The organism is Photobacterium sp. DNB23_23_1, from assembly GCF_052873815.1.
On record NZ_JBNNXT010000033.1, the window covers coordinates 1 to 23291 of the forward strand.

Genomic DNA, 23291 nt, shown 5'->3' on the forward strand with positions numbered 1-23291 from the left:
CTTACCTCCGTGTTGGTGAAGTAAGATCATAATTGGGGACTGAGGCTATTAGAATGCGGTGTTTATGGGGCGCTTACGATACTGGACACAAAGTTAACGACTTTCCATACCTGTAGTTATTCATGAATAGCTAATATTAGTGAAAGCTGTAGCTCATTTATGTCCAAACCTGAGTTTGACCCCCTTTACATTTTGTTTGCACAAAACCTTACTTTGGCAGGAGTCTTTCTTGTTTTCAGAGGTTAGAAACACAAATGTCAGAGCCTCATTAGGGGGCTACTCTATAAAACGCTGTGGGTTATCCGGTCGGTACCGTATCTAGTCCGGCCTGCTCGGCGTCACCGATGATCTGGCTTAGGCGCTCAGTTACCAGATCGATCACCTGGCTGCTAGCCAACTGGCTACCGTCTGAGTTACGTAACTGGCGGCGCAGCTGGTTCAGGTCGTGTTTCAGCTCTTCGGTGGCCTGCAGGCGGCGGATAGCTTGGTTAACCGGGTTCCAGACGCCTTCCATATCGTAGGCTAGGTTGATGTAGTGCCACAGTGACTTGATGCTCTTATGGCCGGTTTTCTCACGTACTTTTTCTAGAACCATGCGGTAGTCGTGCTTATTCATCTCTGTTTTACCTTTATTCAACTCCTTGAGGTGCAGTAGTACCAGGTCGGTAATAAACCTGTGGCGGAACATGGAGAAGCACGCCTGGTGATTGCGGTAACCGGCGCGGTTGCACAAATTTTCAAAGTCCTTGTCCAGACCTGACTTGGCGACCGCAGCACCGAGGTTACCTGGCTCTGTGCTGAGAAACAGATTGTCTGATTCCGCAAGTTCAGGGTTGCGCTCCTCGCAACACTGCAGCCATTTCTGATGCGCCTTGAGGTACAACCGCACGCGAGTGGCGATTTTTGGTGTGATTGGGAAGCTACGTAGCGGCGGGTCGAGTTGACGACGCTTGAGCGTGGGCAGGATCAGCACCGGTTGACTCTCACCGATGCTGCGCCGGTTGGCTTTGAGTGACATCTGGACCATTTCTTCCGGACGGAGGCCGGTTTTGCGCATCATCATCAGCATAAAGTCGCGCCGGGCCGTGATGTAGTTCCGGTAAGCTTCAAACAGAGATTCATCTTTGCCAAAACGACGCCGAGCAGGTTCCGGATAGGCATCCGGCTCGTACAGATCCTCTATCACCATCTCGATATCTTCGATCATGATGGTGCCCATCGGTAGTTTGGGGTCGGTGCTGACGCTTGGCGGCAGGTAACGATGGTGCCAGTAATAGCGATTATTGTGCGGATTCTTCTTGCGGGTGACGACGATGGCCGCCCCTTCACCCCTGGAGCCTATCAGGCGTCCAGGCTTGAGATATAGGTTGTCCTGGTACCAGACGAGGAAGCTGAGAATGGTCTGCATGATAGCGCGCACTGTATTGTTGTTACGTAGGCGCTGACTAGGATCATCCATGTAGACATCGGTGCATAATTTCTCTATTAGACGGCCGATATCATTGTCGGTTAGGTCACCAAAACCACAGGGTTGTCGGGTGGCGCGACCATAGGCGCAGTAGCGAACGAGCTCAGACAACTTTGATGCTGTGGTGAGTACGCTGTCGCCGGTCCAGTTGTAGCCGTTGTACAGCAGGTACATATTTACAGGCAGGCAGGGCTTGCCACTGGGCCAGCGTACAAAGGCGGCGACTGGTAAATATTGCTGTTCAATTCGATAGGTTTCTTTATTGTTAATACGAAAGTATTTTATGCTATCCGGCAGGGCGACTTCGGTCAGCTTTCTATAGAGCTGTTTTTGGGGAGGTCGTTTCATCGTGGCAGTATCTCAACATTGTAATCTCGTTGTGTTCCGGCTTCACTAAACAAGTCACCGTAAAGCGCGTCATGGTCATTGAGCAGGTTAAAAAGTAACTGACGCGTGCGCTGTTCAATCTGCTCATCACGAGCAATGCCACGCACTTTTTGAAACAAGTGCAGGTAGGCTTTGCTTAGTCTCAGCGCGTGAAGTTCGGTTTCATCCAGTTTGTCACTCTTATCTTGTATGCTTTTTTGACTTCGCTTAGCGCGGGCAGTCTTGGTGCGATAGCCGGTCTCTTTGAGAGCTAAAGCCGTTACCTGCTTGCGAAGCCAATCTAGATAATAATGTCCGCTTTGGCCTGCTGTATTACCTTCGGGGACAATGTTGTCTGCCAGTACTTGATCAGCGTATTTGTACATGGAATTTCGCGATAAGGGGGTGATCCCATACTGGGGAATATTCAGCGCGGCTAACGTGGATTGGGACGCGCAAGCATTCAGTAACTCGGTTGGAGCCAGTTTCGGGGCACGCAACGCTCGTAGCAATACTTCGTAGCGGTTATAGACACTGGTCTTGCAGGTTTCAGCGCTTGGTTTCCGTCGTGATTGTTGTTTAGTCATCACCTTTTCTCTCACCTTGACGAATGGCAATGCATAGTCGTTGTTGCCCGCCTGTAGTTGCAATACTGTATGGTTCTATGTGGTAGTCATGTTCGAAAAGATCTTCAACTAGGGCTTGCCATTCACGCTCAGGTACCATGTTAAGTGTCTTGACTCGGAGCTGGCGAAGTACACGCTTGTATAGTTCAGCTAGACCCTCGTCTTCACCATCTATTAATACTTGAGTTTTATCGTATTCAGCAAGACGCTCAATTGCACACTCAGCTTCTAACTGCCCAATTTTGCCACCAGGAAATTCGCGTTCTATGTAGGCATAAAGGTGTCCGATGTCAGTATGGCCAGCAATCCAACGAGCTGCATCAAGAACATCATAACGACCACTCCAGAATAAGAGGAGCAAGAACCATTTACGCATCTGCTGAATACGAAGATACCAGCGCCGACCATGTATGTCTGGCGGTAAGCCAACATAATCGCAAAATTTGTCTAGATAACTGTTAAGTGAGCCTGAGTCGATTATCTTACCTGAACCCCATTTAATAGGGTTTGGAAGGTAAAAAAGCTTACTTCTCATATGGCTATCGGTCTCTCTGAATAGCTTAGTAAGGCCCCGATTAAGTTTTCGAACTTGCTGTATGGCACGGGCAGTAATTACAGGAATAGGTTTACCTCCTGTACGAGCACGGCGTTCTGCTTTTGTTCTTTTTGCTAAATCAGAGTCAAGCCAATACTGACCTCTACTAGTTCGCAATAGACAAATGCGAGATAGATTTGTGATCTCAATATCACGTGACGGCTTCATTATTGAGATCAGCACAGTGACTGCGCCGATATAAATCTCTAGTACGTCTTGTAGTGTAGGGTTCTTTCTTAGGCGTTCGAAATTAATGCCTGATTTTGGTGTACTTATATGAGTGAAGGTAAAGCCAGCTTCTATTAATACTTTTGGCAGAGGGGTTTGTAATAGTATTTGTGATAGGTCAACACCCATCGCCACTTTCCATGGTTGTACTGCCGAAGAGGCTTCCACTCTGACACATAATTGACTCATGACCGACAGATAGTAGTCAATAACAGCATCCCCGTAAATTACCACCCAGCGAAGAGCTTGGTTGATATATTGCAATCCTGTATCAACAGGGATAAATGGTGTATGGCCATTAGGCTTTGCAAGTTGTTTACTAGATGAAACTGCTTGAGGTAAGTTAAGTGTGGCTGGCGATGGTAAGTATTCCGGTTGATGACGATAGAGTGAAAGAACTATGCGCAGCATTTTATTTACACTATCAATTGAGCTCTCGCTTGCTTTATATTGAAGTGCCTCATTGATAGTGGGTGTGTCTTGCCTAGGGTATTCAGTCCTTTGTTTACCTCTTATAAGAAGTGTTGGGTGAGAAATTTTAGGCTCAAATTGGCGGAATACAGCATTAAATCTTTTATTTTTCTTTAATGATTTAATGGGGGCTGATGCTAGTTTCCCAATTAGTACACGGGACACAAGGCCATTGTCTTCAACTCTTGTTGTAGCGCTATATGAGTACCCTTGGTTAGCTCGAAGCCATTCAATAATTACATTGCAAGTTTTTTTAGGTAAATTCCCAGGTTTGGCTAGCAGTTTTTCTGGCAAAGGCTCTTGAAATACCGTTTGATATAGCGCGCAAAGGCAGCGCTCAACCAACCCATGTGCTTCAGTCCAACCACCAGTTGCTATAGAGCGAAGAAGGCGCGTAATTCCGGCTTGATCAAGAAGGCTTAAGCCATAAGTCTCTGGGAGGTATCGTGAGCGCTCAAGAACCATCCATTGACAAAGGCAGAGTAGTTGCCGATTAAATCTTTCCCAGCTACGTATGCTGGGAGGATTTCCATCTGCATAACCTTGTCGATAAAGGAAGCTTAACTGGCGGCAAGTTTGTAGAAGTATGGAGTAGTGACTATCTGTCAATTGATGATGGTCAGGGAGACGTATTGACCAATTCACGTTAGATGTGCCAATCCAAAGATCATCTTTTTGTCTTGTTTTGCTACCTGAGGTTGTTTGCCATATTGGATCTTTCCAGTCACTGAGGAGCCAGGGGGCTTTCCATTGACCATCGTACGGTTTCACTCTCTGTCGGACCCAATCTAGGTGCTGTAAATGTATTTCACTTGGACTGTCTGTAGCAAGACGTAAACTATTGAGTAAGTGGTTGATACTTTCTACATTCGTTCTCATGAGAGCACTTCTACATTGTTGTTTTTAAAGACAGTCGGCATAGCCGACAAACTAATTCTGGTACTTTTTTTTCCGCCTGACTGTAAACCCGTTGAAGCTTTTTCCAGTTCAAAGACTCCCGCAGTGCATTCCCTAAATCATTATTTAAAGCAGCAGCTTGAAGCATGCCTCCAAGATCCATAAAATGTTTAGGAGTTAGTCCGGTTAGGTGGTCTGGCTGATTTTGGTGTTTTGGTTCAAGATGTAGTTGTGCCCACTGACGATAGGCGAGCAACAGCGCTAGGCTGTTGGGTGATAGTCGCAGATGCAACAAGTCATATGACGTTGGTCCTGTTTCTTCTTTAGCTCCAGGCTTTCCTGCATGCTCAATGCAAAAACGATTTGCGTAAAGTTGTTGTAGCCTGTCGGCAATAGGTGATACTCCTGAGGGAAGTTCATATACCAATTGAGCTAGAAAATGGTGTAGCTCGGCAAGGTTAGGCATATCTACTACGTCTAGTAAATAATCCTCATTAGCTGCGGCAAGGACCAAAAGGGTATTCTGAAAGCGGCGAATAATACGCTCGTTCCAAGCTTTAAGCAGGCTTTCAGGAATATAATGATCTATGGCAACGCGGAAGCTATTACCGAGACGTTTTTGTACAGCCCTGATCGAGCCTTTGTCAAACCAAGCAAGTACGCCCTGGGTGTGGCGTATTTTACTGAAATCTAAAGTTCCGCTACCAAGGCCAGCATCAGCTAATTCCGGATAACAACGAGCAAGACTAAATTTATAGCTACTTGTAGTGTCGTGTAATCGTTGAGGGTAGATCCTTGGAGGATGCCCGAGGGTTGTTACGTTTCTCCGTACCCCACTTCCTATTATTCCTAGCATTAGATATCGCCAATGAGGGTGCCCGATGCGTTTTAGAAGAGCTCTAACCGGTGCAGTTGCTCTTCTCAAGTGACGTAGCACCTGAGTTGCACGAAGTGTTAGTCGTGCGTATTTACGACTATTGGCACGGGGTTTATCGACGCTGAAGATTTGTTGCTGTCCCTCGTCGGTCAACAATATATAGCTTTTACCCTTTGCGTTGAGTAACTTTGCTCCGGCTAACGCCTCGGGTGTCAGGTTAGCGTGCTCACGAATTAGTATTGCCATGGCGACAGCCATATCGGTGTTGTTCAGAAGGCCAAGGAAGCGATGATATAACTGTCCGGATGTAAGTAGCTCAGCTTGCATCGGTGATAGGGTGCTTTCATTTAGTAGAGGATAAATAGGTGTGGATTTTGAACATTCAAGAAGTCTTGCCGTAGTTGCTGGGTGCTGACGAAATATTTTGGGCTCTAGGCATTCAGGGTCGCGGCTATAATCCAATTGCTGCTGCATCATACGGAGTAACCAAATGTGACCTTCCGGGTGGGCAGATGAAGTAAGTACCATACTTGACTGCTTTTGGTATTGGCGACCCGTCTTATCAATTATTGTTCTTTCGAATGTGTCCTTCCATAAAGCATTCTGCTCGCGAAATAGCCAATCATCAGCTGTGATTTGCTTAAGCATTTTTTGACCTTTGCGATAGTCTTGTACTAGTCGTAACCAGTAATCATCCAAAGAATTAGCCAGTATTTGATCTCGATTACGTAGGGTAGCCTCAACCTGATCTAAATACTCAGCGTCACTGTGCCAAAAAATAGGACCTGCGAGTGTTTTATTTAGTGGATCCTTAATTTTTTCTACAGGTTCGTTCTCGTGGCTGGGTTTAAGAGATTGTTCACCTAGTAATGTAGTCTTTTTTGCTGAACCGTGGTTGGTTAGTTCTTTGGGTAAATTAAAGTCAGGAAGTATGACTCCTAGCGGGATTTGTCCTTCTTCTTGTAGAAACTCTAACCAAGGACGTATTTTACTTTGTCCGTCATGACATAGTGTCTCAAGGCTTGCTTCAGTATTCGGGCGACTTATGTACCATAACCCAAATTGCAGAACTAAATGTTGCCATCCTTCAAATGTAGTTGGTAATCGACATTCACCATTGTTGTGAAGAGATATCTCCCATTCAAGATATTGACCAAAAGGGCGAAGAATAGAAGAAACATCACAAATTTGTGTACTGCAAGCCATGGCGATAGAGCGCCGTCGTGTTGCGTTGAGGATTATATTTCGATCTTCTTCATGCAAGATGAGTAGCGGTGATATGTCGCATTGATGTGGCTCTGTTTTGCGCGGATTAGCGATCAGCGCAGTGAGGGAGTTTCCTTGCTGTACAAATTCCATTAGCTTACCCCTACCTGCTATTTTATACAGTGTAAATGATAGGAGTTAAGTGTTCATATTGGTTTGTTCACATTTTGTTCAATGATTAATTAAAAACCATTGCTATAGTATGTTTTACACTTAATCAACTATCTTGAACATCTATTGTAGCTCGACAAAATGTACCGGGGTGAGCCGGAAATCCACCAATGTAGTCATCTGCGCTTTCGGATTTCAGTTCATCAATCATTAAAAAGGGTGAGAACTGCGTGTTATTAAACCCGTGGACACGCTGAATACGGACACCGTCACCATCAGAGGAAGGGTGGGCGGGAATGAGTGACTGGATTTGTCGAATTGTCATGTTTGCCTCCGAATCTGTTTTATTGTTTTAGTGTATGCCGAGTTGTGGATGACAAACAGTAGCCATTGACGAACAAGATGTTTAAAAAAATTGAAGATGCTTAGCGGGTAAAGGGTTGGGTGAGATATTTTAAATAGGCCGTCGACCGATGGCCTTGAGTCATGATTACGTTATGGCTTTCGGGCTAATCTCTTCCTGCAGGACCGGGTAGATGGCAAAAAAGTAAAGCAAAGTGATAACTTTTCCCATGCCTGCACCAAAGTGTTCTTCTACTACCTCTGTGATATCAGCGCCAGGGTTGGCGCTTGAAAGCACAAAGCATGGATATCGATAATTAACGGTAAGCGATTATCATGACGATGAATCGATAGTTTATATGATGAAAGCCTGCCAAGTTAAGCCAATCTGGATAAGTAGCTGATCAAATATTCATGTAGGTTGGTATTACGTATGGTTGCTGAAGACGAAAAAAAACCGCCAGCTGGCGGTTTTTTTAGAGCGAAACATACCGGCTTAGTCACGGAAGTTGTCAAACTGGAATGACTGGCCCAGCTCAGCACCGCGTACAAGTGCCATAGCTGCTTGCAGGTCATCACGTTTCTTGCCTGTTACACGTACTTTATCGCCTTGGATTGAAGCCTGTACTTTAAGCTTCTCATCTTTAATCATTTTAACGATTTTTTTCGCAACAGCTGTGTCGACGCCTTGCTTGAATTCGACGTTACAAGCAAAAGATTTACCAGTGCGAGTGGTGTCTTTTTGATCCATTGATTGGGCGTCAACGTGACGCTTAGCAAGGTTGCCGCGAAGAATCGTAATTAGCTGGCCTAGCTGGTAATCTGATTCAGTCGTAATTTTTACGACTTCTTTCTCTAGTTTGAAGCTGGCTTCTACACCTCGGAAGTCAAAACGAGTTTCAAGTTCACGAGACGCATTTTCTACCGCATTTCGGATTTCAACGAAGTCTACTTCAGAAACAATATCAAAAGATGGCATGTGCGTAATCCTAATTGTTTAGTGATTTAATGATATCTTGGATTGGGGGTATGGCATTGAACTGCCATACCTCGGTCAGTTATTGTTGGCTACCTACCGCATCAGACAGCATGTCAAGCAGGGTGACTGTATCATCCCAGTTAATGCACGGGTCGGTAATAGACTGGCCATAAGTTAGTGCATCTAGATCGTTTGTATCGACAGGCTGGTTACCTTCAACGATAAAACTTTCCGCCATAATACCAGCAACAAACTGGCTGCCTGATTTAATTTGTTGGCAAATGTCGGCAGCGACATCAAGTTGGCGTTTATGCTGCTTCTGGCAGTTTCCATGACTGAAATCGACGACCAAGCGGGTTGGTAAATCGAATGAAGCTAATGTGTCGCAAGATGCTTGAATATCTTCTGCATGGTAATTTGGCATCTTACCACCGCGAAGAATTACGTGGCCATGAGGGTTACCGGATGTACGGTAAATGGTCATTTCACCATTTTTAGCTGGTGAACAAAACACATGAGACTCGCGTGTGGCACGAATCGCATCGATTGCAATCTTAATATTGCCATCGGTGCCATTTTTGAACCCAACCGGGCAGGATAGTGCAGATGCCATTTCACGGTGAATCTGAGATTCGGTTGTACGCGCACCGATAGCGCCCCAGCTGATCAAGTCAGCCAAATATTGGCCAGTGATCATATCAAGGAATTCTGTTGCTGTAGGCATGCCGAGCGCATTGATATCAACAAGCAGCTTACGGGCAGTGTGAAGCCCCTTGGCTAAATCCAAGCTGCCATCGAGGTTAGGATCGGAAACCAAACCTTTCCAGCCCACGACAGTGCGCGGTTTTTCAAAATAAGTACGCATTACAATAAATAGCGTATCTTTGTATTTTTCCTGAACAGCTTGAAGGCGTTTAGCATAGTCGATGGCAGCATCAGGATCATGGACAGAACAAGGACCAACGATAACAAGAAGACGTGAGTCCTTGCCCGTGAGAATAGCTTCAACTTGACGACGAGAGTGGGCGATATGCTCCGCAATTCCATCTGTGATTGGGTAAGCAGCTTCTACCGCAGCTGGCGTTGGCATTAGCCCAAGACTGACGGTGCGGAGTTCATCTGTTTTCATTGGCATAGTGTTGCCTATCTCGGTATTACAAAAATTATTGACGCGTAAAGATAGCCCAAAAGTTGACAGGAATAAACCAAACTTGTGATATCACTTAGATTTTTATTCTAGATCTTTTTTTGTTACTTCGCTTTTTATCAAAATAGGTCAATGCAAGCTGCCTTTTTGTGCAACTGAAATAGTTCATCTCCATCTAGCATTAAATGCCTCATGTCTGTGAATAGCTCAGAATCTTGTACTTAACGAAGTGATAGATGATTAAAACTTTCTGTATAGCTACTTGCGTCAGATGGCATGAATCAGTATGTTGGGTCTATATGAATATCTACCCATGTTGCGTGGGTAAAAATGGAAGTCGATATACGAAAGGAATCACAGGCCTAGGCGCTATGATCTGTCTAATATATGTTCTTCCTAGAAACCAAGATAAAGTAGTTATGGTGGCTTATGACAAACAGCGCTCAGTCAGGTTTACAGTTTTCTGAAATTCTTAAATCCTCGTCGCAATTATCAAGTATGCAAGCGGATATTGGCCTGCTTTCGATTGATGATATCTTATTAGAAGTCGGTGTTCATCCTCTGGCAGCGGCTTACCCTGCCGACTTACCCTCAGACGTGCAGCAGCAGTTGTTGACACAAACAGAGGGGAACCCAGCCGAATATTTTGTCTCTGCATTGGCAGAGAAGCTCATTGCCGCGGCACAAAAAGCGGGGGACAACCCTCTTAAAGTACGTCTTGCTGGTGCTGATTCTTACCAAAGGCAATCACTACTGGGCTCAGAGCTTGAAAGCAAAGAGGTGAATCCACTGATTGGCCAGCGAGGAGTTTCTCGTTGGGCAAACAAGGCGATCCGTAAAGCTTTTGAACTGGAATGCGAAGCCGTTAAGCGCGCCAGAATTGCTGAAGGTATGGTGAATATCGAACTTGTTATTCCATTTGTTAGAACTTTCAGTGAGGCGGCAACAGCCATTGATTTATTGGCAGAGCAAGGGTTATGCCGGGGAGCGCAGGGGCTTAAGGTCCATCTGATGGCTGAACTACCAGCCAACGCACTGATGGCAGAAAAGTTTTTGCAATACTTTGATGGTTTGGTCATTGATATCGATCAGCTTGCGCAGTTTGCGCTTGGATTGGATCAAACCCATCCGTCATTGGAGTATTTGCATGACGATCAAAATGAGGCGGTATTAGCACTCATCGACCATGCATTGAAGGCTACAACGGTAGCGAAAAAACCATGTGATATGCTGAGCCATTACATCAACAAAGCGCCTAACCTCCAGTTGTGGTTAATGGAGCATGGAGTCTCTAAAGTGATCACGCAATAGAGAACAAATGTTGAAACGAAGAGCCCGGCGGATGTCTAATACCAATCTGGATAAGTAGTTGATCAAGTATTTGCACTGGAAAAATCGTTGTTATCAAGGCAGATATTGCAGTAACTAGTGGCTCTAATTACAAAATATCTAATGCAGAGAACAGCGATTTTAACCAGCAAGACTGATCAAATATTTATGTAGGTTGGTATAACCCTGCCGGGTTCTTTTTTTATGCTGGTTCATACCTTAGCAGGACACTTCGCAGTGGTGTTGGTACGGCAAATCGACTGAGTTGGTTAATGAGAAGCCGTAACCAAGGTTCGCCCGACTTAAAAAAACACCCCTATCAAATTTGATGGGAATAAATACTCAAAAATCGAATGATTTAATGAACCGTGAACTATGTCTCAACGCTTCCCTAAGAAGAACAACTGATCTCCAGTGTTTTCCCCCACTCAGGCGGTTGCTCTGCAAAAGTGGCAAACCCTGGGTGTTCATCAAATGGGCTTTGCAATACTTTCAATAGTTGTTCCACCAGAGTGAAGTCACCTTTCTCCGCTTGTTCGATAGCTTGCTGAGCGAGGTAGTTCCTCAAAATAAACTTAGGGTTGGATGCGCGCATCAGCGCGAGGCGATCGGTGTCACTCAAGGAGTCTTTTTCCAGCCTATCAGCATACAGGGATAGCCATACTTCCAGTGGGGCAAGATTTTTGAACAAAGGTTGGAAGTGGTGACTGGATGTCTTCAATTCTGCATGAGGAATTGACGACAAAGTACGGAAAAATAAGGTGTAGTCGACAGCTTGTTTTTTCATCAAATCAAACAAATTGGCAAACAGCGGGGTATCTTGTTCTCGTTTTTCTTTTAGACCGAGCTTGTTGCGCATATTCTTGCTATAGGCTTGTTGTAGCAAAATTTGATAGCTTTCTAAGGCATGATCAATGTCATCTTTCTCTAGCAGAGGGGTGAGTGCATAGCCGAGTGCTGATAAGTTCCACAAGGCGATGTTGGGTTGCTGGTTGAATGCATATCGTCCGGAGTAATCGGAATGGTTGCAGATAAAACCGGGGTCATAGTCATCTAGAAAGCCATAAGGGCCATAGTCAAACGTCAGACCGAGAACTGACATGTTGTCGGTATTCATCACGCCATGGGCGAAACCAACCGCTTGCCAGTCGGCAATCAATTGGGCGGTTAAAAAGACGATAGTATTGAACATCTGGCGATAACGTGTGGCATCGTCGGCTTTGCTGTCAATATCTGCAAAGTGGTTGCTGATTAAATAATCAGCCAACAACTTTAGTTCGCTATGTTGCTGGGTATAAAAAAGGTATTCAAAGTGACCGAACCTGAGGTGGCTTTCGGCAACACGGATTAGCGTCGCGCCACGCTCGACCGTTTCACGAAAGACTGGCGTATTACTCGAAAGTACCGCAAGAGCATGGGTTGTTTTGATGCCTAATCCATCCATTGCTGCGCTAGCAAGGTACTCACGAATACTGGAACGTAAAACAGCTCGGCCATCGCCTTGGCGAGAATAGGGGGTAAGACCGGATCCTTTAAGGTGGATATCCCATTTTTGTCCGTATGATGTCAGTACTTCACCGAGTAACAACCCCCGTCCATCTCCTAACTCAGGGTTATATTGACCAAACTGATGACCGGTGTACTTCATGGCAAGAGGGGCCATTGCTGAGTGCTGATCATTGCCCGTGAAGAGGTTAATAAAGTACTCAGTACTGGTTTGAACCGGGTCCAGTTCAAGCAATTCGCATACCTTAGGGTTTGCGCTAACCAGAAAAGGATCATCAAGCGACTGGGGTTTGATTGGCGTACCAAACGCAGCTGGAAGATGGCTGAATGTGTTGTTGAAGATGAGCTCGGACAGTTTTTTCATATAGGGATCATCAAAATGGCTTCCCTTTAAGCGTATCAACTGCTGGCGAGGTTACAACGGAGAGAGTGTAGGGGTATTACCTCTCCCGGTTGTATTTCGTGCATGCGGTGGGGGTTAATTGCTTTCTATCGGTTCGATATCGATAATCTTTGAGCGATTCATAATGACCTTCCAGCGCTGGACACAGATGGTTTTCTCATCGACCATTTCCCGGGTCACTAGATTGACCAAGTGACGTTTTTCTACGGTTTCCTTCGACACTTGACCGTCTTTTAATTGGTAGATTTTTTGCGACCCTTTTTCCATTAGTCGGGTAATTGTACGCAGATCGAGCATTATGGACTCACGGGTTTGCTCATAGCCTGTCAGAAACTTGGTGGGCGACATGCGCGTCGTGCTTTTGTAGTGCAATACCGTCTCTTCATGCTGTGAAACCTTGTGTTTGCGAACCTTTCTGATTTCTTTATCTAAATCTTTAAAAGCGCAATATTCCATCCATTCTAACTGGCGTCCGATCAACTGGTTAGAGTTAACGTCAAAAAATTGTTTACGCCACTTAGGTTTGCCTTTTCGTACCATGCGCCAAAGGATGGTTTTTAAGTCATCCTTAAACACTTCGCGTGCGGCATAGATGAAAGATAGAACCAGAATAAATGAAGCGGTAATATCACCGAGAACACCTCGAGCTTCAATCAGCATCAAGGTAACGAAAATCATTACAAAACCGGCTGCAAACCCAGTAACCACTTTGCGGGTGTTCTGGCCCAGCTCAGTCGTTTTTTCTTTCATGGTAACCGGGTATTCTATCAAACGGCGCAGTAGGCGCATTTTGTTGGACATCCGGGTCGGATCTTCCATTGCTTTGGATGAGTTGTAGTCATGCTTGTAGCGGTGTTCCGACTCTTTTTCACAAACCTCAAGTAGCAGTGATTTGATGTTGCTGTAATCACTGCTTCTAGGCAGGTGTGCAACAAGCTCAAGTAATCGCTGTTCTGTGTACCATGAAAGATAGTTATCGACATTTTCGTAATACTTGTGCAGTTTTTTGTCAGTAGGCACATTACGGCGGAGTCGTTTTAAAATCCGTTGAGTTAATTGGGCGACTTCTTCGACTTCCTCAAGCGATCGCTCTTCTTTGTCATCGAGTAGTTGCTGAGCGGTCTTCTCAAGTGCTAAGGCATATTGATACGCGTAAAGGCTTAAGCTTAAACGATACTGTTCAGTAGAAAGTTTACCGCGACTAGCAAGTCGGCTATGAACCAGTGGCAAGTGGTTTACATCACTGTAGTAGGTACGTTTACCTTGAATCGCATTGTGGAAAAATTCATCTTCAGCAATGATATTGCTATTTAATCCAAGTTCGCCGGGAACGAAAATATAGAGGTCCAGTTGTCGGTTGGTTGTTTCAGGAATGACATGGGAAATTTTGAGTTTATGCCCGTCTTTTTTTTCAACTGTGATCACTCTACTACACTACCTCACTATGGTTGGGTGATATGAATATGCGACGTTGAATAATCAAGCCACTTAGCTACTAACATAACGTTAAGTTTGGGAAGCAAGGTTAATTTTAGATGAATTAGTCAGTTAATAGCAGTGTTATTTAGTGTTTCACTCTTTATTAGCGTGGAAAGTAAGCAAATAATGAAAGATAGGTCAGGCGCATTGGATTAACATCACGTATAATGCCCCGCCTGATGTTAAGATGAAGCATGACAGAGCGTCGCATGCTGTCGGCTGTTTGTTACACAGGCCGTTTAATTTATCCAGAGAGTGTCGAAAGAATGATTAGAATTGGACAATACAACACGTTAGAGGTAGTCAAGTTAGTAGATTTTGGCGTATTCCTTGATGGTGGTGATGACTTTGGCAATATCCTACTGCCTAAAGCCTCTGTTCCTGCCGGCACTCAGCTGGGGGACCAGTTGGAAGTCTTTGTTTATTTCGATTCTGAAGATGAAATCATTGCGACGACCAAACAGCCATATGCTGTGGTTGGTGACTTTGCTTTGCTGCGTGTCGTCGGCATTTGTGGTGTTGGTGCATTTGTTGACTGGGGTTTGGAAAAAGACTTATTAGTTCCATTCAGTGAGCAGCGCCGCCGTCTTGAAGAAGGTCAAGACATCATGGTTCGTGTTTACACCGATAAAGCATCGGGCCGTATTGTAGGTTCAACCAAGTTCAACCGTTTCTTGGATAAAACACCAGCTGAATACAAAGTGGGTGAAGAAGTTCAGGTTCAGATCGCTGAAACCAGCGAACTGGGTTATAAAGCCGTAATCGAAGATAAGCATTGGGGCCTTCTATTCAAGACAGAATCTTTTGGTAAGTTGTTCCCGGGCAAAAAGCTGAAAGCTTACATTAAAGAAATTCGCCCAGACGGTAAGATCAACCTGTCACTGCAAAAAGCTGGTAAGGCAAAGGTTGACGACTTGGCTGATAAAATTCTAACGACACTTGAGCGTAAGGGCGGCTTTGTTCCACTAAGTGATAAGTCGTCACCAGATGCAATTTTCAAAGAGTTTCGTACCAGTAAAGCGACCTTCAAGAAAACCATTGGCGGTCTGTATAAGAAAGGTCTAATTATTATCGATAAAGATGGCATTCGCCTGAACGATAATTAATCATAAATTGGTTTCATGATTGTCTTAAAAGCCGGTATTTATCACCGGCTTTTTTTATCTAGGTATTTGATTTAACAACTCTCTTGCATCATGTACTCCTTGGATCCCCATTTGCATACCAATGACTGTCAAGATTAATCCCATCAGCCTGGTGACAATACTGATTCCGTTTTCCCCTAGTAAGCTGACTAGCTTTTGACCGTAAATAAAACAAACCAGGCTGATGAGGCACAGCAAGGCAAAGGCTGAAATAGTAATGACAATATTTAATGCACCGCCGGCGGCCGAGTAGTTCATAGCCGTTGCAATAGTCCCTGGTCCCGCTAGTATCGGCAGGGCCAGCGGGGAAATAGCGACATCTGGCTCACTATTGCTCTCTTCTTTATTTTCAATTGGTTGGTGGCTGTGCATTGATGAACTACTTCCTTGTAGCATGTGATAGCCAACTAAAAAAACCAAGATACCTCCTGAGATTCTTAATGCAGGTAGAGTAATGCCAAAAACTTGAAATATCCCTTTTCCGAGTAAGCTGAAAGCCGCCACAATGCAAAATGCAGTAAATAGGGCTTTGAAGGCGGTGGCTTTCTGTTGCTGGTGGGTTTGATTGCTGGTTAAGCCGATGAAGACAGCGGTGTTAGCTATAGGGTTCATGATGGCAAAGAACCCCATAAATACCGTTACGCTAACAGTCAGTAAATCATGCATTGGGTTACCCTTTAACTATCTGTTTTGATGAAGCTTAGTTGCTATGACTGAGGGGGGTAAAAAGCGTTGGTGATAAATGAGAGGTGATTATCACTTCCGAGAAGAAAGCCGGTGATAATTTACCGGCTTGGGGGAGGTATTACGATCTCACATCGACGCTGTTTAAAACAAAGTCGGACTCGTAAACCGAAAGATTTCTTTCGGTTGGTTTTTCGTTCATACCAATAACTTCAACCATTACGGTAGTTTCTGTAATCGTGCTGCCGGTACCATACAGAAAGTCATTACTGGAAAATCCTATGCCTGATGTGCTGCCGGTTTGATCTCGGAAGTTCTGCTCGCCTCGAAGCGCAAAGTAAGGATAGCCAGCGCCTTTGGCTAATTCTGCTGCTTTGTGGAGTAGGTAGTTTCTGGCAAGAGTGCGATCGGTGTTTTCATTACCGATAAAGCTTATTTGCCAAGTGTCCTGAGCAAGGGGAGTGACTTCGAAACCTTTACCGAAAGACCAGAACGAGTCGCGGTCGGTATCATATGGGGTAGCACAGCCTGCAAGAAGTAATGCGCTTAAACCAAACGCGATAAGTCTACTATTTTTCATTATATCCGCCCTATAAAACACTGTTCATTACAGTGCTTGATAGTAGCATTAATTTAATGTCATTCATCGGTTTGATGTGTGATCCGTACAAAAGCATACAATTGGTGAATATGCCTTGGGGGGATATTCGGTTTAGGGAAGGCTTCCCGAGGCTACTTCAATGCTATATCGACAGACACCATACAAAAGGAAGCATCGCTTCCTTTTGTCTATGCATTAACCACAAATTGTGCAACTAGGCTGCTTGGCCAATACCATTTCCCGCCAGCTCATCGCCATCGCATCAAGCATCAGTATCTTACCGGTCAGAGGTTGTCCCATCTTGGCGGCCACTTTAATGGCTTCCATGGCTTGGACGGCACCCACAATACCCACAACCGGTGACATGATCCCTGCTTCTACGCAGGTCAGAGCTTGCTGGCCAAATAAGGCACTTAGGCACTGGTAGCATGGCTCATTGTCTTGGTAGGTGTAGACGCTGATTTGTCCTTCCATACGAATAGCGGCACCAGAAATCAATGGTGTTTTGGTTTCAAAACACAATCTGTTTAGCTGGTTTCGGGTATCAACGTTATCGCAGCAATCCAACACGGTATCATGTTGCTCGATAAGCGCTTTCAACGATACGTCATCAAGGCGCTCAGCAACGGTTTCAATGGTGGTGTTCGGGTTGATGGTTTGCAGGGCTTGGCGTGCTGACTCGACCTTTAGCATGCCAACAGTGCTATCGTTGTGCAGTACCTGACGCTGAAGGTTGGAAACCTCCACTTTATCGTCATCGATGATGGTCATTTTGCCTACACCGGCCGCTGCTAGGTATTGGGTTGAAGCGCAACCCAATCCACCAGCACCCAAAACCAGCATAGAGGAGGCTTTAAGTGCTTCTTGGCCATCAAAATCAAATTGCTTGAGAATAATCTGGCGGTTGTAGCGCAGCATTTCTGCGTCGGTAAGTTCTACCACGGTGTGTTCCTGTCGTGTTCTGCAGGCAGTTGTCACAAAAATGCGCCGTAAAAGATAGCGGCGCACTCGTCACTGCGTAATTAGTACATGGCTATAGCCGTTTTAGTACATAGTTTGTTTAGTACATCGCTTGGTTGAAAAGCTCGATGGTGACATCTTCCCCCGGCATTACACGGCCGCGTTCTTGTTCAAGTACCACAAAGCAATTGGCTTGATGCATAGAACTAAAGGCGCCTGAACCTTGGTTACCTGTTGTTGCGACTTCAACTTGGCCTTCGCTGTTAATTTGGTAAATACCACGCTGGTAATCAGCACGGCCAGGTCGCTTTTTGAATACCGTCGTTGCTTTGGCTTTCAGGCGTTGCGGTGGCTGGTACTGGCTATGGCCAGCAAGCTTGGCAAGCATCGGCTGGACCAACTGGTAAAGCGTCACCATGGCCGATACAGGGTTACCCGGTAAGCCACAGAACCAAGTGTTTTTGATTGTGCCAAAAGCAAATGGCTTACCCGGTTTCATGGCGATTTTCCAAAAGCCTATTTCACCTTGTTCGTCGAGAATATCTTTGGTGTAGTCAGCTTCACCTACGCTGACACCACCGGATGTGACTAGCACATCGGCTGTTGTTGCCTTGTCAAAAGCCTCACGAAGTTTTTCAGGGCAGTCAGCAATAATGCCAAGATCCACCACATCACAGCCAAATTTTTCTAGCAGCGCACGGATACCATAGCGGTTGCTGTCGTAGATTTGTCCAGCTTCCAAAGGCTCACCAACAGGGCGAAGCTCATCACCTGTCGAGAAAAACGCAACGATTGGGCGACGATAAACGGGTAGGGTTGCAATCCCCAGAGAGGCAAGCAGAGGCATTTCACGAGCGGTAATGCGGTTACCCTTAGCTACAACCACATCACCATGGTGAACATCATCGCCAATCGGGCGTACATTTTCACCGTGAGACACTTTGTTAGTGAAGCGGATATTGTCGCCATCAACTTCAGTTTCTTCCTGCATGATAACGGCGTCCGCGCCTTCAGGCATTTGGGCACCGGTCATAATACGAATACATTGACCAGGCTTACATTCGCCATTATATGGGATACCGGCAAAAGATTTACCTGCCATGTGCAGGGTATCGGTATTTTCCAGATCAGCGATACGCAGGGCATATCCGTCCATTGCCGAATTGGCAAATGGCGGCACGTTAATTGGTGAGCAAATGTCTTCTGCAAGTACTAGCCCCATGCCTTCAGACAGGGAAACCGTCGTTGCAGTTTCAAGGGGTTTGACTTGATCAAGAATCTTGGTCAGTGCGGTGTCGACTGGCATTAAGCCTGGAGTGTCACAACATCCCATAATAGGTATCCGTCTATCGTCGTTATATATTTTAGTGGGGTAATTATGACAAAAAAAGGTCACTAGCACTAATACCTGAGTAGTTTCGTCGTGTAATTCCTAGTGTATTTTTTTCGATTTAAGGGTATCCTTCCGTTTCAAAGTTTGCTGGCACTCGTATTTGGGCACGTTTCATACACATAAGTATCTAAAATTACTTGATGTTTGCTTTAAGCCCAGCCGGTTGGAGGAAAAGAATGACTGCATTTAGCGAATCTGCATTGAAGGTGCGCCAAGCACTGGTTGAACGTGGCTTAGAAACCCCTATGATTGATAGGGTGGTAAGTCGTGAAGAGAAGAAAGAAAAAATTGAATATCACATGCGTGAGATTCTTGAGCTTCTTTCATTGGATTTAACCGACGATAGCTTGGTTGAAACACCGCATCGAATCGCAAAGATGTATGTTGATGAAGTGTTTTCTGGTCTAGATTACGGCAACTTCCCGAAAATCACCGTCATTGAAAATAAGATGAAGTGTGATGAAATGGTGCGGGTCAAAGATATTACCTTAACCAGCACTTGTGAACATCACCTGGTTACCATCGACGGGACCGCCACTGTCGCTTATATCCCTCGTGGCAAAATCATCGGTCTGTCTAAGATCAACCGTATTGTCCGTTTCTTTGCCCAGCGCCCGCAGGTACAGGAGCGCATGACGCAACAAATCTTGGTTGCTCTGCAGACCTTGCTTGAAAGCGATGATGTTGCCGTTACCATGGATGCAACACATTATTGTGTGAAAGCGCGTGGTGTCATGGACGCAACCAGTGTGACGACGACTACGGCGCTAGGTGGTATTTTTAAGCGTAATCCAGCAACACGTGCTGAATTTCTGCACGGCCTTCGATAATCTTTATTTGACGCCAATCCAGAATAATTTATTATGAAACAAGCCAGTAGATTATCTACTGGCTTTTTTGTTGCTAGCGACACCTCACCTGGATACCAAAAGGCTTATGGATCTCATCAAACTGTCCCGAATCAGCATGAAGCATTTAATAACACTGCATGTCATGCTGGATACACTCAGTGTTACCGCGAGTGCAGAAAGGTTATGCCTGAGCCCATCCTCTGTTAGCAAGACCTTGACCCAATTGCGGGAAAGCTTGAACGATGAGTTGTTCTATCGTCACGGCAATCAACTCGTAGCCACACCGCTTGCCCGTCGTCTGGGGCCAACAGTACACCAAATGATCAATGAGTTGAACCAGATGCTGACGCAAGAGGCATTTGATCCTGCGTCATATCAAGGACGTTTTTCTTTGGCGATGCGGGAGAGTACGTTTGAACTGTTGGCGGCTAAGTTGAGCGCGAGGGTACTGGAGCAATCGCCGGGTATGCGATTGGAGATTTGGTCGCGCGATAATAAAGGCTTTGATAGCCTTGCCAAAGGCCAGTTGGATTTTATCATTTTACCCCATGATAAAAGCCAGCCACCGAGCACTCAGAATAATCTGGTATGGGAAACCTTGCTGGATGACGAGATGGTGTGCTTGATGAACCCCAACCATCCACTAGCCGATAAAACTCTGACCATTGATGATTACCTCAGTTACGGTCATATCGGTATTACCGATAACGACTTGAATGTCCCGTTCTTCGAAATGCAGCTTGCTCAGCAGCACCGGAAGCGCAAAATTGCCGTCAATGTGCCTGACTTTGGTGGGGCAGCCTTGATGTGTCACCACAGTGATTTACTGTTCACCTGCTCCCGCCAATGGGCAAGTGCCGCCTTGCAGGCAAAAGAGCTGATCACTAAACCGTTACCATTTAATTATGGCGAGGTCTCTTACAGTCTCGTCTGGCATCAGCCGAGTATGAACGATCCTGCCCAGCGTTGGCTTTACGAACAAATCATTGCAGTAGCGCAAGAGTCCCAGCGTAAAACGTCAAGTATGAACTAGGGCGTTTAGTTCTATGCGTTAGATATTTTGTAATTAGAGCCACTAGTTACTGCAATATCTGCCTTAATAGCATAAGAACTGTTCGTTGCTTCACCCCCACTGATTGTAATGCCAGACAAAAACAGTTGATGCTTTCGAACGAGTTGCAATTCTTCTTCAATTCTCATTTGTTGGGTTTTGGGGCTGGATTGTCATTTTTGGAACATAACGAAGTTGTCATAGTGTTACTTATTTGACTAAAAATAATAGTAGGTGGATCAAACAGGAAGCCGCTCCGCTCCTCAAATTTCTCATGGACAGAGCTTGATAGTTGGTCGAAGATTTTAGCTCAGGACGTATGTAATGAATTGCTCAGACAGATCGCCGAACCGTTTTAACGTATTACTTTGCTCTTTGACCTTGACGCTTGGTGGCCAAGTGCAAGCACAATCGGTAGTCAACACCGAGTATGCTGCTCTGGTTAGCCCAAGTGATGTGACTAGAAAATATTCAAGTCAGCGTACTCAAGCGGCCGACAGCTCGATGATGGAAAGATCACTTTTAGATCTTTCTTTGCTTAAAAGTATAAATCTATCTAGTGGCCAAACCTTATGTGGGGTTACTCAAACAAGCCTGTGCTTCACAGAGGAAGTGAAGCGAATTTATACTGCAAATGATTATATGCCGCTATGGCGTGAGAACTTCCTGAGGGAGGCGCTTAATGTCAGAGTGAGATCATTGGCGTACTCAGGCTTGATTTCCGGCTTAGAACTTCGACTATCAGAGCTTGCCCAACTTGAACAACAGCCTGACGCCCGCGGTTATGACATACTTGCAACTGACACCTACCTTTTGTACGAAGCCCTAACCCGTCAACTTTATGCTGAACCGAGTATGATGTTTCGTCACCAAACTCTGAGTTTAAAAAGTGATAGTGAAATGGATCGGTTACCCGGTTCGGTGTTGGGCGCGGTACACAACTCATCATTTTTGGCATCCCGTTTGGTTGGCAGGCAAGATCAATTTGATCTCGTTCAGCGAGCGCTGGAACAAGTAGAACATTTTAAGCAGTTGCCATCACATAACTATCAAGCTCACGGCCGCCGACTGATCAAACATGACAAGGTGGTACCCAATGGGTTGGCCATGATAGAGGTTCTTAATAGCTATGGCGATTTGAGTGATGAGGAATTTTACCGATTAAAGGCCGAGCCCACACTTACTAACAGTGGTGTATTAAATCAAGCAATTAGGCGTTTCCAAAAGCGTAATGGGCTTGAAGCCGATGGAATTATAGGCCCGGCAACAACGCGTCAAATAGCACTGCCTTATAATGAGGTTGCCCGCTTATTGGCCCTGAACTTGTACCGAAGCCAATTAGGTGCAACAGGCGATGACCGTCCGAGTATTAGGGTGAATATCCCAGATTACCGCTTGCAAATAACTCATAACAAAGAAGTGGTATTTGAATCAAAAGTGATTGTCGGCCGCACTGCTCGGCCAACCAACTTGTTCTCTTCTTCGATGAATATTATGGTGGTGAACCCGCGTTGGAACGTTCCTGAGACGATTAAAAAGAAAGACGTTATTCCAGGGATGAAGGCATCACCCGATTACTTGCAACGTAAGAATCTAACCATGATCCGTAGTTGGCGTGATCGTACTGCGATCTCGCCGGAACTGGTGGAGTGGAGCAACGTCAACCCTCACACATTCCCTTATGAATTTATGCAAAAACCCGGTAGGGGAAATGCGTTGGGCAATGTGAAATTTTTGATGCCAAATGATTACTCTATCTACCTGCATGACACGCCATCCAGAGGTTTATTTAATAAAACTAAGCGTAATTTAAGCTCAGGATGCGTTAGAGTAGAAAAAGCCGCCGAGCTTGCTGAATATGTCCTGGATTACCAGCAGCGGCCGAGCTGGCGTAACTACCAGCAACTGGTGAGTGATAGGCGAACCGATACTATTACCTTGCCGCGCAAAATTGATGTTGATGTTACCTATGTGACTGCTTGGGTTGATGAAAATGACCAACTGCAGTTACGGGAAGATATATATGGTTATGACAGGCCGATCAAACGCCCGGTAAAACTGAAATACTCAACGGTGAAAAATTATAGACAGTAGCGTTAATCCTAGATATCTCAAAGCGTGAGGTGACTAGGAGAACGAGAATGAAAAATCAGTACTGGGGTGTGCAAGCACAAAATTCATGATGCTGGATCAAGGCGATGTTAAGCAACAGAGTCAATGAGTTAGTTGAAAGAGCATTGTTGGAAGGCGACATTAAAGCCAAAGTCGCGATAGAGAAAATCAATCAAAAAGCGATGCCGGTGATTGAAGGGTTACCTGTGATTGAGAGCACGCCGTCAGAAGAAAAGATGCTGCTAGATATTGAAATGCAGTCCGAGCAGCTGAATCAAAATGCTATTAAGGCCGCACGAGTTGTTGCGAGCCTTCCTTTTATCTTGTGTATGTTTAGTTTTGTCGGACACGGATAAAAAATAAAGCCTTATATAAAAGCCGCTCGCGGAAACGCTAGCGGCTTT

At 45.3% G+C, this 23291-nt stretch carries 18 protein-coding genes and 1 pseudogene; 6 read left to right on the forward strand and 13 right to left on the reverse strand.

The features are described from left to right. Positions 1–298: 298 nt before the first annotated feature. The 7 genes and pseudogenes from ACVA53_RS18090 to ACVA53_RS18120 form a co-directional block, all read right to left on the reverse strand. Complete coding sequence (locus tag ACVA53_RS18090; RefSeq protein WP_446505852.1) at positions 299–1816, reverse strand: hypothetical protein; 1518 nt, start codon at positions 1814–1816, stop codon at positions 299–301. After that, on the reverse strand, positions 1813–2421 hold the full coding sequence (locus ACVA53_RS18095) for a hypothetical protein (RefSeq protein ID WP_446505853.1): 609 nt from the start codon (positions 2419–2421) through the stop codon (positions 1813–1815). The genes ACVA53_RS18090 and ACVA53_RS18095 overlap by 4 nt, the downstream gene beginning before the upstream one ends. Then, positions 2414–4633, reverse strand: a complete 2220-nt coding sequence (locus ACVA53_RS18100; protein WP_446505854.1) for a hypothetical protein — start codon at positions 4631–4633, stop codon at positions 2414–2416. Before ACVA53_RS18100 ends, ACVA53_RS18095 begins: the two co-directional genes overlap by 8 nt. A 10-nt stretch (positions 4634–4643) precedes the next feature. After that, positions 4644–6887 (reverse strand): hypothetical protein, encoded by a 2244-nt coding sequence (locus tag ACVA53_RS18105; protein ID WP_446505855.1) that lies wholly within the window; start codon positions 6885–6887, stop codon positions 4644–4646. Positions 6888–7053: 166 nt separating this feature from the next. Further along, positions 7054–7230: pseudogene (locus ACVA53_RS18110) on the reverse strand (pirin family protein); the annotation flags it as partial. A gap of 513 nt (positions 7231–7743) precedes the next feature. Further along, positions 7744–8226 carry a YajQ family cyclic di-GMP-binding protein gene (locus ACVA53_RS18115; protein WP_107348828.1) on the reverse strand — a complete coding sequence of 161 codons (483 nt, stop codon included), beginning with the start codon at positions 8224–8226 and terminating at the stop codon, positions 7744–7746. 79 nt (positions 8227–8305) lie between these two features. Continuing rightward, complete coding sequence (locus ACVA53_RS18120) at positions 8306–9361, reverse strand: 3-deoxy-7-phosphoheptulonate synthase (RefSeq protein WP_446505856.1); 1056 nt, start codon at positions 9359–9361, stop codon at positions 8306–8308. Between the two features lie 441 nt (positions 9362–9802). Between ACVA53_RS18120 and ACVA53_RS18125 the strand changes: the two genes are divergently transcribed. Further along, complete coding sequence (locus ACVA53_RS18125; RefSeq protein WP_255043122.1) at positions 9803–10684, forward strand: putative PEP-binding protein; 882 nt, start codon at positions 9803–9805, stop codon at positions 10682–10684. 409 nt (positions 10685–11093) lie between these two features. Here the strand turns inward: ACVA53_RS18125 and ACVA53_RS18130 are convergent, their stop codons facing one another. Then, a complete protein-coding gene (locus ACVA53_RS18130; protein WP_446505857.1) occupies positions 11094–12572 on the reverse strand; it encodes a protein adenylyltransferase SelO in 1479 nt (492 codons plus the stop codon). Between the two features lie 114 nt (positions 12573–12686). Beyond that, complete coding sequence (locus ACVA53_RS18135) at positions 12687–14036, reverse strand: hypothetical protein (protein ID WP_255043124.1); 1350 nt, start codon at positions 14034–14036, stop codon at positions 12687–12689. A 320-nt stretch (positions 14037–14356) separates the two neighbouring features. Between ACVA53_RS18135 and ACVA53_RS18140 the strand changes: the two genes are divergently transcribed. Further along, positions 14357–15196, forward strand: a complete 840-nt coding sequence (locus ACVA53_RS18140; protein WP_255043134.1) for a CvfB family protein — start codon at positions 14357–14359, stop codon at positions 15194–15196. 54 nt (positions 15197–15250) lie between these two features. On the opposite strand, the gene ACVA53_RS18145 is transcribed toward ACVA53_RS18140, so the two are convergent. The 4 genes from ACVA53_RS18145 to moeA all read right to left on the reverse strand — a co-directional run bounded on the left by ACVA53_RS18145 (position 15251) and on the right by moeA (position 18813). Beyond that, on the reverse strand, positions 15251–15901 hold the full coding sequence (locus tag ACVA53_RS18145) for a MarC family protein (RefSeq protein WP_255043125.1): 651 nt from the start codon (positions 15899–15901) through the stop codon (positions 15251–15253). A 139-nt stretch (positions 15902–16040) separates the two neighbouring features. Further along, complete coding sequence (locus ACVA53_RS18150) at positions 16041–16499, reverse strand: CC0125/CC1285 family lipoprotein (RefSeq protein ID WP_446505858.1); 459 nt, start codon at positions 16497–16499, stop codon at positions 16041–16043. A 216-nt stretch (positions 16500–16715) separates the two neighbouring features. After that, positions 16716–17462, reverse strand: a complete 747-nt coding sequence (gene moeB / locus ACVA53_RS18155; RefSeq protein WP_446505859.1) for a molybdopterin-synthase adenylyltransferase MoeB — start codon at positions 17460–17462, stop codon at positions 16716–16718. Positions 17463–17580: 118 nt separating this feature from the next. Then, on the reverse strand, positions 17581–18813 hold the full coding sequence (gene moeA / locus ACVA53_RS18160) for a molybdopterin molybdotransferase MoeA (protein WP_446505860.1): 1233 nt from the start codon (positions 18811–18813) through the stop codon (positions 17581–17583). Positions 18814–19049: 236 nt separating this feature from the next. Between moeA and folE the strand changes: the two genes are divergently transcribed. The 4 genes from folE (at position 19050) to ACVA53_RS18180 (ending at position 23243) form a co-directional block, all read left to right on the forward strand. Next, positions 19050–19703, forward strand: coding sequence for a GTP cyclohydrolase I FolE (gene folE, locus ACVA53_RS18165; RefSeq protein ID WP_255043129.1), 654 nt, complete (start codon positions 19050–19052; stop codon positions 19701–19703). 106 nt (positions 19704–19809) lie between these two features. Next, positions 19810–20757 carry a LysR family transcriptional regulator gene (locus ACVA53_RS18170; protein WP_446505861.1) on the forward strand — a complete coding sequence of 316 codons (948 nt, stop codon included), beginning with the start codon at positions 19810–19812 and terminating at the stop codon, positions 20755–20757. A 342-nt stretch (positions 20758–21099) separates the two neighbouring features. Next, positions 21100–22869 carry a L,D-transpeptidase family protein gene (locus ACVA53_RS18175; protein ID WP_446505862.1) on the forward strand — a complete coding sequence of 590 codons (1770 nt, stop codon included), beginning with the start codon at positions 21100–21102 and terminating at the stop codon, positions 22867–22869. Between the two features lie 104 nt (positions 22870–22973). Further along, complete coding sequence (locus tag ACVA53_RS18180; RefSeq protein WP_255043132.1) at positions 22974–23243, forward strand: hypothetical protein; 270 nt, start codon at positions 22974–22976, stop codon at positions 23241–23243. The last annotated feature ends 48 nt before the right edge of the window (positions 23244–23291 follow it).

Coding starts and splice junctions, on each gene's coding strand:
- ACVA53_RS18105 (WP_446505855.1), bottom strand. CDS start 6,887: ATGGAATTTGTACAGCAAGGAAACTCCCTCACTGCGCTGATCGCTAAT.
- ACVA53_RS18175 (WP_446505862.1), top strand. CDS start 21,100: ATGAATTGCTCAGACAGATCGCCGAACCGTTTTAACGTATTACTTTGC.
- ACVA53_RS18145 (WP_255043125.1), bottom strand. CDS start 15,901: ATGCATGATTTACTGACTGTTAGCGTAACGGTATTTATGGGGTTCTTT.
- ACVA53_RS18170 (WP_446505861.1), top strand. CDS start 19,810: ATGGATCTCATCAAACTGTCCCGAATCAGCATGAAGCATTTAATAACA.
- ACVA53_RS18140 (WP_255043134.1), top strand. CDS start 14,357: ATGATTAGAATTGGACAATACAACACGTTAGAGGTAGTCAAGTTAGTA.
- ACVA53_RS18090 (WP_446505852.1), bottom strand. CDS start 1,816: ATGAAACGACCTCCCCAAAAACAGCTCTATAGAAAGCTGACCGAAGTC.
- ACVA53_RS18125 (WP_255043122.1), top strand. CDS start 9,803: ATGACAAACAGCGCTCAGTCAGGTTTACAGTTTTCTGAAATTCTTAAA.
- ACVA53_RS18115 (WP_107348828.1), bottom strand. CDS start 8,226: ATGCCATCTTTTGATATTGTTTCTGAAGTAGACTTCGTTGAAATCCGA.
- folE (WP_255043129.1), top strand. CDS start 19,050: ATGACTGCATTTAGCGAATCTGCATTGAAGGTGCGCCAAGCACTGGTT.
- ACVA53_RS18130 (WP_446505857.1), bottom strand. CDS start 12,572: ATGAAAAAACTGTCCGAGCTCATCTTCAACAACACATTCAGCCATCTT.
- moeA (WP_446505860.1), bottom strand. CDS start 18,813: ATGGGATGTTGTGACACTCCAGGCTTAATGCCAGTCGACACCGCACTG.
- ACVA53_RS18120 (WP_446505856.1), bottom strand. CDS start 9,361: ATGCCAATGAAAACAGATGAACTCCGCACCGTCAGTCTTGGGCTAATG.
- ACVA53_RS18095 (WP_446505853.1), bottom strand. CDS start 2,421: ATGACTAAACAACAATCACGACGGAAACCAAGCGCTGAAACCTGCAAG.
- ACVA53_RS18180 (WP_255043132.1), top strand. CDS start 22,974: ATGTTAAGCAACAGAGTCAATGAGTTAGTTGAAAGAGCATTGTTGGAA.
- ACVA53_RS18100 (WP_446505854.1), bottom strand. CDS start 4,633: ATGAGAACGAATGTAGAAAGTATCAACCACTTACTCAATAGTTTACGT.
- ACVA53_RS18150 (WP_446505858.1), bottom strand. CDS start 16,499: ATGAAAAATAGTAGACTTATCGCGTTTGGTTTAAGCGCATTACTTCTT.